17 protein-coding genes are annotated in these 13,422 nt (G+C 64.5%); 6 read left to right on the forward strand and 11 right to left on the reverse strand.

The genetic code is table 11. The annotated features are described in order from the left end of the window. Nucleotides 1-15: 15 nt before the first annotated feature. From MTX35_RS18420 to MTX35_RS18445, 6 genes are all read right to left on the reverse strand, one after another. Nucleotides 16-546, reverse strand: a complete 531-nt coding sequence (locus MTX35_RS18420; RefSeq protein WP_308198142.1) for an ATP-binding protein — start codon at nucleotides 544-546, stop codon at nucleotides 16-18. After that, nucleotides 494-883: an STAS domain-containing protein gene (locus MTX35_RS18425; RefSeq protein ID WP_243596357.1), complete on the reverse strand. Its 390-nt coding sequence runs from the start codon at nucleotides 881-883 to the stop codon at nucleotides 494-496. The genes MTX35_RS18420 and MTX35_RS18425 overlap by 53 nt, the downstream gene beginning before the upstream one ends. A 31-nt stretch (nucleotides 884-914) precedes the next feature. Further along, nucleotides 915-1,271: an anti-sigma factor antagonist gene (locus MTX35_RS18430; protein WP_243596358.1), complete on the reverse strand. Its 357-nt coding sequence runs from the start codon at nucleotides 1,269-1,271 to the stop codon at nucleotides 915-917. A gap of 155 nt (nucleotides 1,272-1,426) precedes the next feature. Beyond that, the gene (locus tag MTX35_RS18435; protein WP_243596359.1) at nucleotides 1,427-3,019 is read right to left on the reverse strand and encodes an NAD(P)/FAD-dependent oxidoreductase; all 1,593 of its coding nucleotides are present in this window, start codon (nucleotides 3,017-3,019) and stop codon (nucleotides 1,427-1,429) included. Then, nucleotides 3,016-4,335, reverse strand: a complete 1,320-nt coding sequence (locus MTX35_RS18440) for an APC family permease (protein ID WP_243596360.1) — start codon at nucleotides 4,333-4,335, stop codon at nucleotides 3,016-3,018. Before MTX35_RS18440 ends, MTX35_RS18435 begins: the two co-directional genes overlap by 4 nt. After that, complete coding sequence (locus MTX35_RS18445) at nucleotides 4,332-4,769, reverse strand: SRPBCC family protein (protein ID WP_243596361.1); 438 nt, start codon at nucleotides 4,767-4,769, stop codon at nucleotides 4,332-4,334. Before MTX35_RS18445 ends, MTX35_RS18440 begins: the two co-directional genes overlap by 4 nt. 201 nt (nucleotides 4,770-4,970) lie before the next feature. Between MTX35_RS18445 and thiD the strand changes: the two genes are divergently transcribed. Together thiD and MTX35_RS18455 are read left to right on the forward strand one after the other, a co-directional pair. Then, nucleotides 4,971-5,762 carry a bifunctional hydroxymethylpyrimidine kinase/phosphomethylpyrimidine kinase gene (gene thiD / locus MTX35_RS18450; RefSeq protein WP_243596362.1) on the forward strand — a complete coding sequence of 264 codons (792 nt, stop codon included), beginning with the start codon at nucleotides 4,971-4,973 and terminating at the stop codon, nucleotides 5,760-5,762. A 103-nt stretch (nucleotides 5,763-5,865) separates the two neighbouring features. Then, nucleotides 5,866-6,171 (forward strand): hypothetical protein, encoded by a 306-nt coding sequence (locus MTX35_RS18455; RefSeq protein WP_243596363.1) that lies wholly within the window; start codon nucleotides 5,866-5,868, stop codon nucleotides 6,169-6,171. A 428-nt stretch (nucleotides 6,172-6,599) separates the two neighbouring features. Here MTX35_RS18455 and MTX35_RS18460 read toward each other — a convergent pair whose 3' ends face one another. From MTX35_RS18460 to MTX35_RS18480, 5 genes are all read right to left on the reverse strand, one after another. Further along, on the reverse strand, nucleotides 6,600-6,860 hold the full coding sequence (locus MTX35_RS18460) for a lipopolysaccharide assembly protein LapA domain-containing protein (RefSeq protein WP_243596364.1): 261 nt from the start codon (nucleotides 6,858-6,860) through the stop codon (nucleotides 6,600-6,602). Between the two features lie 91 nt (nucleotides 6,861-6,951). Further along, nucleotides 6,952-7,122 carry a CsbD family protein gene (locus MTX35_RS18465; RefSeq protein ID WP_243596365.1) on the reverse strand — a complete coding sequence of 57 codons (171 nt, stop codon included), beginning with the start codon at nucleotides 7,120-7,122 and terminating at the stop codon, nucleotides 6,952-6,954. A 116-nt stretch (nucleotides 7,123-7,238) separates the two neighbouring features. Further along, nucleotides 7,239-8,045, reverse strand: a complete 807-nt coding sequence (locus tag MTX35_RS18470) for a transglutaminase family protein (RefSeq protein ID WP_243596366.1) — start codon at nucleotides 8,043-8,045, stop codon at nucleotides 7,239-7,241. An 84-nt stretch (nucleotides 8,046-8,129) separates the two neighbouring features. Then, nucleotides 8,130-9,149: an LLM class flavin-dependent oxidoreductase gene (locus MTX35_RS18475; RefSeq protein WP_243596367.1), complete on the reverse strand. Its 1,020-nt coding sequence runs from the start codon at nucleotides 9,147-9,149 to the stop codon at nucleotides 8,130-8,132. Nucleotides 9,150-9,229: 80 nt separating this feature from the next. Next, complete coding sequence (locus tag MTX35_RS18480) at nucleotides 9,230-9,811, reverse strand: TetR/AcrR family transcriptional regulator (protein ID WP_222092734.1); 582 nt, start codon at nucleotides 9,809-9,811, stop codon at nucleotides 9,230-9,232. Nucleotides 9,812-9,904: 93 nt separating this feature from the next. Here MTX35_RS18480 and MTX35_RS18485 point away from each other — a divergent pair, with 93 nt between their 5' ends. The 4 genes from MTX35_RS18485 to MTX35_RS18500 all read left to right on the forward strand — a co-directional run. Further along, nucleotides 9,905-11,047, forward strand: a complete 1,143-nt coding sequence (locus tag MTX35_RS18485) for an acyl-CoA dehydrogenase family protein (protein WP_243596368.1) — start codon at nucleotides 9,905-9,907, stop codon at nucleotides 11,045-11,047. Nucleotides 11,048-11,089: 42 nt separating this feature from the next. Continuing rightward, complete coding sequence (locus MTX35_RS18490; protein ID WP_243596369.1) at nucleotides 11,090-12,700, forward strand: acyl-CoA carboxylase subunit beta; 1,611 nt, start codon at nucleotides 11,090-11,092, stop codon at nucleotides 12,698-12,700. Nucleotides 12,701-12,723: 23 nt separating this feature from the next. Beyond that, a complete protein-coding gene (locus tag MTX35_RS18495; RefSeq protein WP_243596370.1) occupies nucleotides 12,724-12,960 on the forward strand; it encodes an acyl-CoA carboxylase epsilon subunit in 237 nt (78 codons plus the stop codon). A gap of 14 nt (nucleotides 12,961-12,974) precedes the next feature. Continuing rightward, nucleotides 12,975-13,422, forward strand: a 448-nt coding sequence (locus MTX35_RS18500; protein ID WP_279396061.1) for a biotin carboxylase N-terminal domain-containing protein, incomplete at its 3' end; no start/stop codon positions are given.

Here is a 13,422-nt window from a genome sequence, read left to right on the forward strand (position 1 = left end):
GGGCACTCCCTTCGGTCATGACGAGCGGGTGGCAGATCTCGAACGGCCGGCGGAGACCGGGTTCATCCACGTTGCAGTCACGATGGTGCCGAACCCCGGCCGGTGGTCGACGACGAGATCGTCGGCCACCGCAGCAGCGAGTTGCAGACCGTGGCTGCGGTTGGTCGTCGGTGTCGGTGGCCGCCATGTTCCGGTGTCGGAGACCGTGACGGTCAGTGTCTCGTGTTCGTACGCGGCGGTGATGGTCATCGTTCCGGGCTCCGGTGCCGAGCGGTAGGCGTGCTCGACGACGTTGGCGAGTGCCTCGTAGACTCCGAGCACGATGTCGTCGACCAAGGAGTCGCTCACCCCCAGTTCGAGAGCCCAACTGTGCAACCGTCGGCGAACAACCGTCGCTACGGTCGACTCAGCGGGAGCGGTGTGCGTCCAACGCCGATTCGACGGCGTGGGAGTGACCCCGCTCATGAGCACAGCCCGGACGGGTATCGGCCGTTCATCGAGCGGCCTCGTCGTCGACGGTCGCCGACTGCACGTGAGCAACCGCATCCGGCACCGTTGTGAACGTGGCCATCACCCGGTCGATTCCACTCAGCTGAACGGGTCGAGTGACGACGCCGTTGACTGCCACCAGCGCCATGCGCGACGCGTCCGGCATGCGGTCGCATACCCGCACCAGCACCGTGATCGCGCTCGACGACAGAAAGCTCACGTCGGTCAGATCGACCACGAGTCCGCCCCTGGCCGTGTCGGCCGCAGGGAAGGCAGTGGCCGACAGCTCCGGGATGGTGTCGAGATCGAGTTCGCCTCGAACGGTCAGCACGGTGGTGGCCTCGTGCTCGGCCGACACGATCTCGAACGGTCCTCCGGTCGGCTCCTCTGACATGCGTTCGACGTTACCTGTTATCGAGTCGGATTCACGACCGAGAGGAATCGACGAACAGCTCGCCCGCGCCCAGCACGTCCAACACCATGCGCACCGATCGTGCGGGGGCAAGTACTCGGATCTTGTCCGGATGCACGTACGTGGCGTCGATGATTGCATTGGCGACGCCGGAGTAGATGAACGACACCTCCGACAGATCGACCGAGACCCGAGTCGATACGGAGGCCAGAAGGTCGAGACTGTGCACGAATTCGGCGCGAGTGGACATGTCCAGTTCGCCGAAGGCACGCAGTGTGTTGTGGCCGTTCGGTCGAGTTGTCGTCTCGAGTCGGAACACGCCCTCGTCGTCGCGAATGGAGCGTTCCATGGTTGCGGTGCTCGTCAACATCTGTCTACCTCTTCCCGAAGCGCTCGTTCCGGTCGGTGACCGCCGGCTGCGAGACGCTGAGTTGTTGTGCAGTCAACGATGCCAGTGCGTCATTGCGGAAGGCTCCGTCGTTGAATCTCGAACTGGTAACACAAGGTCACGGTTCGGTAACGGCGCTACCGGGTCAGCACATCGATGAGGGAACCGGTGATCTTTTTCTTCACCCAGCCGCGCGCACCTCGTTGGCCGAGCGCGGCCCGGGCAGCATTGAGGCCGGCTGCACCGTGCACTCCGCCACCCGGGTGCGCCGATGCCGATCCCAGAAACAGCCCTTCCACCGGGGTTTCCGACCGGCCCAGGCCAGGCGTCGGGCGAAATATCAACTGCTGCTGCAATTGCGCGGTCCCGCCGTTCACCGCACCACCGTGCAGATTGGCATCTGCACCGTGCAGATCGCTCGGGCGTTGCACGACCCGGCCCACGACCGAATCGAGAAAGCCCGGTGCGTGCGCATCGAGGACGTCGTCCACTCGGCCCGCCACGATGTCTGCCGAGGCATCGTCGACGACGCCCCGCGGGAGATGCGTGTAGGCCCAGGCGCTTTCGGTGCCCTCCGGCGACCTGCTGCGATCGGCGGTGGTCATCTGGCCGAACAGCATGAACGGGCTCTCGGGGAGTACGCCAGTGGTGAGATCTGCCGCCCAGTGCACGAGACCGTTGTCGTCCGCACCGAGATGGACAGTGCCGGCATCGGCCAAAGACGGCGAATTCCATGCTATTCGGCGATCGAGAGCGTAGTTCACCTTCACCACCGGGGTGTCCCACTCGAAGGTGCGCAAGTCGTCGTGCACGCGGCGAGGTACGGCGTCGAACGGAAGCAGCGATCCGTACAGCGCCGGTGCGGATACGTCGGCGACGATCGCTCTGCGTGCCCGGAACGTATCTCCGGCCGCGGTGTGCACGGCACGAGCGCGGCCGCCTCGTACATCGATGAGCTCGACCGCTTGACCGAACTCGAGCACCGCACCCGACGCGGCACCACGGCGAATCAACGCGCTCGTCAATGCCGACGATCCACCGACCGGGGCGGGATACCCGACATCCTGGGCCAGCATCGTGAGCAGCCAACCCATCATGCCGCTCACCGGGGCATCGGTCGGGACGTCACCGTGCATCGCGTTACCCAGCAGGAGGCAGCGAGCAGCCTCGCTGTGGAAGAGCTCGTGTGCCATCACCCGGGCGGGGAGGGCCGCGAATCGAGCGAAACGCAGTGTCTCGGGCACCCCGAGGGTGCGGGCGAGGCGAGCCGCGGGGACGACGGGTGGAAACGGGCCGAACAGCGAATTCATGAAGGGCTCGCGAATGCGTTGCCATTGCTCGAAGAGCTCCAGCCAGGTGCGGCCGTCGCGCTTGTCGTGTTCGGAAAGCATTGCCGCAGTGGTCTCCACGTCGTGGTGAACGACCGGTGCGTCGGTGTCCTGCGGAGACAGCGCGTGCCCGTACGCCGCGGGGGAGTGCGACCACTGCAGCCCGTGGCTTTCCAACTCGAGTGCCGTCATGGCAGGCGAGGCGAGAGCCAGTGGGTAGAACGCGCTGAAGAGATCGCTGGTGAATCCAGGAACCAGCGTCGCGCTGCGCACAGCCCCGCCGGGATGTTCGGCAGCCTCGAGGACCACGACGTCCCAGCCGGCGTCTGCCATCGCGGCCGCCGCGACCAAGCCGTTGTGGCCACTGCCGATCACGATCGCGTCGACCTCGGTGGTGGTCATCGGACGGCACTCCTCTGGTCGGTGGTGGTCTTCCCGGTCAGCACGTTACCGGCGACGTACAACGCGACTCCTACGGCGAGGAGCAGTCCGGCACGGAGCCACGTTGCCGTGGACTGTTGAGTCAGCAACACAGCGCACGTGATCAGCGCCAGGACGGGGAGCACTGTCGGTGTACGGAAATGGTCGGAGTCGGCCCGATCGCCACGGAGTACGAGCACCGCGATGTTGGTGCTGACGAAGACGAACAGCAGAAGCAGCACGACCGTCTCCGCCAGCGCGGCGACGGAACCGGTGCTGCACAACACCATCGCGACGACCGTGGTGGCGACGATCGCTGCCCACGGAGTCCTGCGGCCCGGCAGAACCTTGGCCAATGCGCCCGGAAGCAGACCGTCACGAGCCATGCCGAAGGTCAGTCGCGACGCCATGATCATGGTCAGCAGTGCACCGTTGGCTACCGCTACCAGCGCGACGAGGCTGAAAACCCACGGCGGAATGCCGGCATCGGCAGCGGCGACGACCTCGAGCAGTGGGCCGGTCGATTGCGCCAGGGTGTCGGCAGGCACGACCGTCGAGACGGCAAGACCTACGAGCACGTACACCACCCCGGCGATGGTGACGGCACCGAGCAGTGCACGCGGATAGACCCGGCGTACGTCCTCGACTTCCTCGGCGATGTTCGCCGACGTCTCGAATCCTACGAACGAATAGAACGCGAGCAGAGCCGCACCGAGCACTGCGAGCGTCGGAGTTGTCTCGTCGGTGAATTCGAGGACCCTGGACGGCGTGCCGTCGCCCCGGCTCAGGACGAGACCGGCAAGGGCGACGATCAGCACCAGCCCCGATACCTCGACGATCGTCATGGCGAGATTCGCCCGCAACGATTCGGTGATCCCGCGGGCGTTGAGCAGCCCGACCAGTAGCAGGAAGACGACCGCCGCCGGCACAGCAGGCACGTCGAGGAACACGCCCAGGTAGTCGCCCGAGAAGGCGAGCGCCAAGCCTGCGGCGCTGGTGACGCCTGCCGCGAGCATCGAGAATCCCACCAGAAACGACACGAGCGGGCGCCCGTAGGCCTGTTGCGCGAACACGGCCGCGCCACCTGCTCTCGGGTACTTGGTCACGAGCTCGGCGTACGAGGCCGCGGTGAGCAGGGCCATCAGCAGCGCCACGAGCATCGGTAGCCAGATCGCTCCGCCGACCTCGCCTGCGATCTCGCCGACCAGCGCGTAGATTCCGGTACCCAGCACATCGCCGAGTATGAACACGAACAGCATTTTGCCCGAGACTGCCTGTCGCAGTGGGGTCTTGCTCATGGAGTCGTGGACCGCTCTGCCAGCAGAGCGAGCCGACGAAGCGCTTCGGCGTTGCGCGGATGTGCCAACAGATATTGCACTCGGTTCGGCACCAGGTCGAACGGCGGGGTGATCGCGTGCTCGATGATCTCCATGCGACAACCGGTGGCAATCGGGTGCAGCCGCACCGTGATCGAGGCCTTGCCGAACGGCAGCGCCCGCGCTTCCAGTCGAAGTTCTCGGTTGACGTGAAGTCCCACCGAACGCGTGACGTCGCTCAGGACCGCGGGCCATGCGCCCACCGAATGGTGGATCGCGGTGCCCGGGGCGGGCCAGGTGTCGTCGACCGCGCGGATACGGGATGCGCCGACCACCCAGGTGGCGTACGTCCATCCGTTCGCGAGAACGTTCCACACGTCCTCGCAACTGGCTGTCGTGTTCCTGCTGGTGGGCACGGTTCGGCCTCCGAACTCTCGTAGTGTCGCGTGATCGCACGATCACAGACCGTGCGCCGCTGCTCCTGGGCTCGAAGTCGATGTACTGCGCGGCGTGGTCGTCGGAGACGACCCGAAATGGTCGTATGCCCCGAAACTGCCGGACCCAATCGGATGCGACCACCTGATTCACCGTCGATTCCGCGTTGTCATACTGATGGCATGTCGACAATCGCGTATGTCATCGCAGGTTCGGAAGCCACCGGCGGAGCTGGTCTGCAGGCCGATCTCAAGACATTCGAGCGACTCGGGGTGTACGGCGTCGGAACGATCACGTGCATCGTGTCGTTCGATCCGAAGTCGGGCTGGAGCCACCGTTTCGTTCCCATCGACAGCTCGGTCATCGCCGATCAGATCGAAGTGGCCACGGCCGCACACGATCTCGACGTCGTCAAGATCGGCATGCTCGGTACGCCCGGTACCGTCGAGACGGTGGCGACCTCGTTGCGTCTGCAGCCGTGGCGGCATGTGGTGGTCGATCCGGTACTGATCTGCAAGGGCCAGGAGCCGGGCGCGGCACTCGACACCGACAACGCTCTCCGGCGCGACATTCTCCCGCTGGCCACCGTGATCACGCCCAACCTGTTCGAGGCGCAGACGTTGTCCGGAATGGACGCCATCTCGACCGTCGACGACTTGGGCGAGGCTGCGAAGCGCATTGCCGAACTCGGGCCACGCTACGTGGTGGTCAAGGGTGGTGCAGGGTTGCCCGGCGACGAAGCCGTCGATGTCGTCTACGACGGTTCCGAACTGACAGTGCTGCGCGCCCCCAAAGTGGGCGACGAGCGGGTCTCGGGAGCTGGATGTGTGTTCGCGGCTGCCATCACCGCCGAGCTTGCCAAGGGCGCGGAGGTGCAGGATGCGGTTGCCACTGCCAAGAGCTTCGCGCACGCGGGCATCGTCGGCCGACTGACGAGCAACGCTCCGTTCGCCGCGGTGAGTTGGCACGACTGACAATCGCTTCCGCCGTCAGGTTTATCTCCGGTCTCGAGCGGGCAGCCGTCGTGGACGGTTTGTCTCGAATGGGATGAACGGTCCGCATCCGGAGGGGATCCACATGGCAGACGAGAACACGAGCGAAGCCGACGCCGGGGCCCGCGACGTCGACCGCACGACCCGCGGCCACGCAGGTGAGGCGATCGTCGACACGCGGAACTGGCCGGGCTACATCTGCATCGGAGTGGCGCTGGTGAGCCTCGGTCTCACCCTCACCGCAGCTGGTTACGGCTTCACCGGTTGGGTGTGGATCGGGGCAATCGCCGCGACGGTTCTGCTGGTGGCCGGAATTACCTTGGTGCTTCTGGAGCGTAGGCGCGTCAAGGCTCGGGAGGGCAAATCCCTCACCGACCCGGCGGGTCATTGACCCAGTCCGCGGCCGACGGATCCCGGAGTCGACAGGCCGAGTTGTCGGTGCGACGCCGTAGGCCCTCGCAGTGGAGATCGCCGAACCCGACGATGTTGTCGCTGTCCCGGGCCGAGGCTGCGGTACAGAGCAGCCCTACGGCCGAGAAATTGTCGAGTTCGACGATCGAACTGTGCTTCGGGAAGCGTTGAACGATCTCTACCGAGACTCGGCCTGGCCGAGGGTATGTCGGGACTTGCGTCCCTCCGACTTATCGGCTCGTTTCTGCGCGAATCTGCCGGCCGATTTCAAGCCCTTGGACACGACGTTGTCCTTTCCCGTTCGCTTTTCGAGGCTCTGACCGGCGAAGGCCAGGAGTCGAGCGAGGATCGGTAGGCCGATCGCGACGATGAGGTATCAGTACAGGTACTTGCGCGCGAGCAAAGGAATCATCGGACTGCGCGTCGAACCTTGAACGCCGCGGTCGCAGTCAGCGTGATCACGGCTCCGACGACTGCTGCGCCGAGCAGGGAGACGCCCTGGGCGAGATCGAAGTTCCAGCCCAGGAAGTTGATGTTCGTGTGAATCGTGTTCTGTAGCACGAAGATCACCAGTGCTGCCACGAGCACGAGCGTGATGAGGAGGGCGAACTTCGAGGCGAATCCGCCGCGACGCTTGGTGGTCTTGGTCGTGTCCGTCGATGTGGTCATGAGGGGAATCCGTTTCCTGGTGTGCAGTGGGTGGGGTGAAAGGCGAGTGCCGCCGATCATCGAGATCGGCGGCACTCGATGAGATCGGGGGTTACTTGAAGGTGTCCTTGATGTTCTCGCCGACCTTCTTCACGCCTGCCGAACCCTGGTCCTTCTTGCCTTCGGCCTCGAGGTCGTTGTTGTTCGTGGCGTCGCCGACAACTTCCTTCGCCTTGCCGATGGCGTCTTCTGCTGCGTTCTTGGCCTTGTCGATGAAGCTCATGCTGTTGCCCTCTCAGGTGGCTGTGATTGTTGGTAACGGATACTTAGTCGGTTTTCACGGCCGAAAACAAACGCTGCTGTGATGTAGCTCACGTAACGGCGCTGTCGGTCGGCGGATCAGGTGAGGGAGATCAGCTCGGTGATGTCGTCCTGGGGGAGTTCGCCGTCGACCACGGCTGTGACCACGGAACTGTTCAGTGTGATGGCACCCTTGTGGTTGTCCAGGAATGCGGTGTCGGCGGCATCGCGACCCACCGAGATCCGGACCAGCGTCGAGCGAGGTGCCAGGCACGTGGCATCGACGACGCGCCACTGCCCGCCCACGAACGCTTCGGCGACAGCGTGAAAATCCATCGGATCGCAGCCGGGTGCGTACACCGCAACCAGTCGAGCCGGAACGTTGACCGCACGCAGCATGGCGACCACGAGGTGCGAGTAGTCCCGGCAGACGCCCTGTCCGGCGAGCAGCGTGTCGACGGCACCGTCGATCGGATCACTGCTTCCCGGAACGTAATTCAGGCGTGCGCCCACCCATGCGGAGATCTTGGCCAGCAGTTCCTCGGAATCGGCGTAGTCGCCGAATTCTGTTGCGGCGAAGCCGTAGAACTTGTCTGCTTCGGCGTAACGGCTGGGCCGGAGGTAGAGCGACATGTCGTAGTCGGTGACGGGGGCCGGGGTGGTGTTGCCCAGGATGGTGGCGTCGTACGAGACCTGCAAGTTGCCGACGTCGGCGGGCATGACGTGAATGCGGTTGCCGTGCGGTCCGCTCACTTCCTTCGCCTCAACGGGGTTACCGTCGAGAACGAAGGAGAGCGATTCGGTGACCGTCGTACCGGGGTGCGGTGCGATCGCGATCTGGAATTCGAGAGTGGTGGCGGCGGTGATGTCTACATCGAGGCGCGCGGATACGTCGCGTTTGAGCATGAGGACTCCTGGCAGGTGGGGGCGGGTGAACCTGCTGCCAGTACCCGTATCCGCCGAAACCAATCGCCCCTGGTCACCGAGTGATCAACGCCACCCCAGTGCGGGGGCCACGTCGCGCAGCAGTGTCTCCAGAACGTGCGCGCAGTATTCGACACCCAACTGGTTCGGGACGGTGAGCAGCAGAGTATCCGCGGCGGCGATCGCTTCGTCCGCTGCCAGTTCTTCGATCAGCCGATCGGGCTCTCCTGCGTATGTCTTGCCGAATCGGGCCTTGCCGCCGTCGAGGTAGCCGACCTGATCGTCGCCGCTGCCCTCGCGGCCGAAGTAGGCGCGATCGAGGTCGTTCACTATCGGAAAGATGCTGCGGCTCACGGACGTTCGAGGGGCGAAATCGTGCCCGGCGTCGCTCCACGTCTTGTGGAATCGTTCGATCTGCTCGGCCTGCAGCTGATGGAACGGCACCCCGGTGTCCTCGCTCAACAGCGTCGAGCTCATCAAGTTCATGCCCTGGCGTGCTGTCCATTCGGCCGTCTCGCGGGTGCCTGCTCCCCACCAGATGCGTTGACGCAGACCCGGTGCGTGCGGTTCGAGGCGCAGCAGGCCGGGCGGATTGGGAAACATCGGCCGCGGGTTCGGCTGAGCGAAACCCTTGCCTTCGAGGAGATCGAGATAGATGCGGGTGTGCTCGCGGGCCATGTCTGCATGATCGGAGCCCTCGGCGGGTGCGTAGCCGAAGTAGCGATAGCCCTCGATGACCTGTTCGGGCGATCCCCGGCTGACGCCGAGCTGCAAACGCCCGCCCGAGATGAGGTCGGCGGAGCCGGAGTCCTCGGCCATGTAGAACGGATTCTCGTAGCGCATGTCGATGACACCGGTGCCGATCTCGATGGTGCTCGTCTTGGCGCCGACGGCGGCAAGCAGCGGAAACGGCGATGCGAGCTGGTTGGCGAAGTGATGGACGCGGTAGTACGCGCCGTCGGCTCCGAGTTCCTCGGCTGCGACCGCCAGGTCGATCGACTGCAACAGCACATCCGATGCCGAGCGTGTCTGCGACTGCGGGGACGGTGACCAGTGTCCGAAGGACAGGAATCCGATCTTCTTCATCGTGTGCTCTCTCGTTGAAGGATCAACTACGTTCGTAGACTCAGCGCTCGGCGGGGTCGATTCATTCCCCGGTTCCGGCACTACGCTCCGATGCCCGCCGTCAACAACTTCGCCAATTCGAGGTAGGCGTCTCCGTCACTGAGGCCGGTCAGGCGGAATACCTCGCGAGTCTGAATTCGGACCATGACAGAGGAAGCGACATCGCCGACGAAGGCCGCGTGCACATCACGTACTTCGCCACTGGCCACGCCCTCGCTGATCAACTCCTGGACGCGGCGCGCAGCGATCGCGGTATTGCGCTCGTACACCGAGCGGGCCGCCTCGAGTGATGCCAGGTCGGTCATGAATTGCTCGGACGCCGATTCCAGCGCTGCACCCACCGCAGTCAAGTACGTGGTGATGCGATTGCGAGTGCCGTCGACCTCGGCAACGGCGTTTTCGACCTGGGTGGTCATGGACTTGAAGTAGTGCACGGTGGCCCCGCCGACCAGCTGATCCTTGCTCGACGCCAGGGTGTACAGGGTGGACTTGGAGCACCGAAGCCGGGCCGCGATGGTGTCGAGCGTCAGGTGTGCGAAGCCCTCTGCCAGAAACAGGCTGACGAGCTGGTCGAAGAGTTCGGAACGGCGCGCCGTGGCATGCGAGGTCACGGGTGCGTTCACAGAAGAGATGGTACTGCATCGAGTTGTGCAGTACTGTTCGTCAGTACTGCGGATCATTCTTCAGTACTGATGCCGAACATCCCGGAGGTTCACGTGCCCGTCGATCGTCTGTTGCCCACCGCCGAAGCGCGCGACCTCATCGCGCTGACCCGCGACGTGGCAGACAAGGTGCTCGACCCGATCGTCGACGACCACGAGCGCAACGAGACCTATCCGACAGGCGTGTTCGCCACTCTCGGTGAAGCAGGGCTGCTGAGCCTGCCGTACGCAGAGGACTGGGGCGGTGGTGGCCAGCCGTACGAGGTGTACCTCCAGGTACTCGAAGAGCTGGCATCGCGTTGGGCAGCAGTGGCCGTTGCAGTGAGCGTGCACGGTCTGGCTTGCTATCCCGTGATGGCGTTCGGTACCGACCAGCAGAAAGCCGACAAGCTTCCCGACATGCTCGGTGGGGCGCAGATCGGTGCCTACTCGCTGTCCGAGGCGCAGGCCGGTTCGGACGCGGCAGCCTTGAGCTGCAAGGCCACCCCGACCGAGGGCGGCTACACGGTGAACGGTTCGAAGGCGTGGATCACGCACGGCGGGGTGGCCGACTTCTACAACCTGTTCGCCCGGACCGGCGAAGGATCGAAGGGCATCTCGTGCTTTCTCGTTCCGGATGGAACCGACGGCCTGAGCTTCGGCAAGCCCGAGGAGAAGATGGGGCTGCACGCGATCCCGACGACCTCGGCGCACTACGACGACGTGCACGTACCGACCGAGTGGCGCATCGGTGCTGAGGGGCAGGGGCTGCAGATCGCCTTCAGCGCGCTCGATGCCGGGCGGCTCGGAATCGCTGCTGTTGCAGTCGGAATCGCGCAAGCCGCACTCGACGATGCCGTGAAGTACGCGCAGGAGCGCACAGCGTTCGGTAAGAAGATCATCGACCACCAGGGCCTGGGATTCGTGCTGGCGGACATGGCGGCGGCAGTGGACTCCGCACGCGCGACGTATCTCGACGCGGCTCGCCGTCGGGACGCCGGACTTCCATACTCCCGCAATGCTTCTGTGGCCAAGCTGATCGCCACCGATGCAGCCATGAAGGTGACCACCGACGCGGTGCAGGTGTTCGGCGGCTACGGCTACACCCGCGACTTCCGTGTCGAGCGATACATGCGCGACGCCAAGATCACCCAGATCTTCGAGGGCACCAACCAGATTCAGCGTCTGGTGATTGCCCGCTCGCTTGCAACGAACTGACGATCTCAATCTCCCATTCCATACAACGTAGGGGACATCTGCATGACAACGACCGAACCCGATATCCATACCACTGCGGGTAAGTTGGCCGATCTTCGTAAACGTCTCGCGGTTGCGGAGATCCCGTCGGGTGAGGCAGCGGTGGAGCGGGTCCATGCCAAGGGCAAGCTGACTGCGCGGGAGCGGATCACGGCGTTGCTCGACGAGGGATCGTTCGTCGAACTCGACGCGTTGGCGCGGCACCGCTCACAGAATTTCGGGTTGGCCGACAACCGGCCGTTCGGTGACGGTGTCGTCACCGGCTACGGCACGGTCGACGGCCGCGATGTGTGTGTGTTCTCCCAGGACGCGACCGTCTTCGGCGGCAGCTTGGGGGAAATCTACGGCGAGAAGATCGTCAAGGTGATGGACCTGGCGATCAAGACCGGCCGGCCCCTGGTCGGGATCAACGAAGGTGCCGGAGCCCGCATCCAGGAAGGTGTGGTCTCCCTCGGGTTGTACGGGGAGATCTTCCACCGCAACGTCCGCGCGTCCGGGGTGATCCCGCAGATCTCGGTGATCATGGGACCCGCCGCAGGCGGGCACGTCTACTCCCCGGCCCTGACCGATTTCGTGGTCATGGTCGACGGCACGAGCCAGATGTTCGTCACCGGCCCCGACGTCATCAAAACCGTCACCGGTGAGAACGTCACCATGGAAGAACTCGGTGGCGCCCACACCCACATGGAGAAGTCCGGGGTCGCGCACTACGTCGCGTCCGGCGAACAGGACGCCCTCGACTACGTCCGGGACCTGCTGTCCTACCTACCGTCGAACAATCGCGCCGACGCCCCGCGCACGGCGGCGTCGGATCCGATCAGCGGGGCGATCGAGGACTCGCTGACCGCCGAGGACCTCGAACTCGACACCCTGATCCCCGATTCACCGAACACCCCGTACGACATGCACGAGGTGATCACCCGGATCCTCGACGACGACGAATTCCTCGAAGTCCAGGAAGGTCGAGCCCGCAACATCATCGTCGGGTTCGGGCGGATCGACGGCCGGTCGGTGGGGATCGTGGCCAATCAACCCACCCAGTTCGCGGGCACCCTCGATATCGATGCCTCCGAGAAAGCAGCCCGGTTCGTCCGCACGTGCGACTGCTTCAACGTCCCGATCATCACCCTGGTCGATGTACCGGGCTTTCTGCCCGGGACGGGGCAGGAATTCAACGGCATCATCCGGCGTGGGGCGAAACTGTTGTACGCCTACGGGGAAGCGACCGTCGGGAAGATCACCGTCATCACCCGCAAAGCGTACGGCGGGGCATACGACGTGATGGGGTCCAAGCACATGGGAGCCGACGTGAACTTGGCGTGGCCGACCGCGCAGATCGCCGTCATGGGAGCCTCCGGTGCCGTCGGGTTCGTCTACCGCAAGAAACTGTTGGAGGCCGCGAAGAACGGTGAGGACGTCGACGCTCTCCGGTTGACATTGCAGCAGGAATACGAGGACACCCTCGTCAACCCCTACATCGCTGCCGAACGCGGCTACCTCGACGCGGTCATCCCGCCGAGCCACACACGCGGCCAGATCGTCACCGCGCTACGACTGCTCGAACGCAAACAAGTCACCCTCCCACCCAAGAAACACGGAAACATCCCACTATGAGCGGCGAAGCGAATCGTGACGCAGTGAGCGAAACGAACGGCGGCGCGAATCATGTTGCTGCGTCGCCCAGTTGGTCGTTTCGTGGGAAGCCCACCGACACCGACATCGCCGCAGTGGTTGCTGTTCTGACCGCTGCGCAGACGTCGGTGGTCGCCGAAGCTCCGGCGGTATCGGACCTGTGGGGCCGGCCCGAGGATCAGCATCGCTACGGACTTGCCAGTGCCCCAGCCCTTTTCGTCAATGCCCGATTTGGCCAGTGAAGGAATTTCAGTATATGACCACCTCGACTTCCCATAAGAAAATCTCGAAGGTTCTTGTCGCCAATCGTGGTGAGATCGCGGTGCGGGTGATCCGGGCGGCCGCCGATGCCGGGTTGGCCAGTGTCGCTGTGTACGCCGAGCCCGATGCCGATGCCCCGTTCGTACGCCTGGCCGACGAGGCCTTCGCCCTCGGCGGGCAGACATCTGCGGAGTCGTATCTGGTGATCGACAAGATCCTCGACGCCGCCGCAAAGTCCGGTGCCGACGCCATCCACCCCGGCTACGGATTCCTCTCCGAGAACGCCGACTTCGCCCAGGCCGTGATCGACGCCGGACTGATCTGGATCGGACCGTCCCCCCAGTCCATCCGCGACCTCGGCGACAAGGTCACCGCCCGCCACATCGCCGCCCGCGCCAAAGCACCGTCGGTCCCCGGCACCTCCGAACCGGTCAAGGACGCCG

The sequence above is a fragment of the Rhodococcus sp. ARC_M12 genome, from assembly GCF_022810385.1.
In the GTDB taxonomy this organism is placed as follows: Bacteria; Actinomycetota; Actinomycetes; order Mycobacteriales; family Mycobacteriaceae; genus Rhodococcoides; species Rhodococcoides navarretei.

Bases quoted from the DNA above. Each gene is read 5' to 3' on its own strand.
- MTX35_RS18420 (WP_308198142.1), bottom strand. From the start codon at position 546: ATGCGGTTGCTCACGTGCAGTCGGCGACCGTCGACGACGAGGCCGCTC.
- MTX35_RS18425 (WP_243596357.1), bottom strand. From the start codon at position 883: ATGTCAGAGGAGCCGACCGGAGGACCGTTCGAGATCGTGTCGGCCGAG.
- MTX35_RS18430 (WP_243596358.1), bottom strand. From the start codon at position 1,271: ATGTTGACGAGCACCGCAACCATGGAACGCTCCATTCGCGACGACGAG.
- MTX35_RS18435 (WP_243596359.1), bottom strand. From the start codon at position 3,019: ATGACCACCACCGAGGTCGACGCGATCGTGATCGGCAGTGGCCACAAC.
- MTX35_RS18440 (WP_243596360.1), bottom strand. From the start codon at position 4,335: ATGAGCAAGACCCCACTGCGACAGGCAGTCTCGGGCAAAATGCTGTTC.
- thiD (WP_243596362.1), top strand. From the start codon at position 4,971: ATGTCGACAATCGCGTATGTCATCGCAGGTTCGGAAGCCACCGGCGGA.
- MTX35_RS18455 (WP_243596363.1), top strand. From the start codon at position 5,866: ATGGCAGACGAGAACACGAGCGAAGCCGACGCCGGGGCCCGCGACGTC.
- MTX35_RS18460 (WP_243596364.1), bottom strand. From the start codon at position 6,860: ATGACCACATCGACGGACACGACCAAGACCACCAAGCGTCGCGGCGGA.
- MTX35_RS18465 (WP_243596365.1), bottom strand. From the start codon at position 7,122: ATGAGCTTCATCGACAAGGCCAAGAACGCAGCAGAAGACGCCATCGGC.
- MTX35_RS18470 (WP_243596366.1), bottom strand. From the start codon at position 8,045: ATGCTCAAACGCGACGTATCCGCGCGCCTCGATGTAGACATCACCGCC.
- MTX35_RS18475 (WP_243596367.1), bottom strand. From the start codon at position 9,149: ATGAAGAAGATCGGATTCCTGTCCTTCGGACACTGGTCACCGTCCCCG.
- MTX35_RS18490 (WP_243596369.1), top strand. From the start codon at position 11,090: ATGACAACGACCGAACCCGATATCCATACCACTGCGGGTAAGTTGGCC.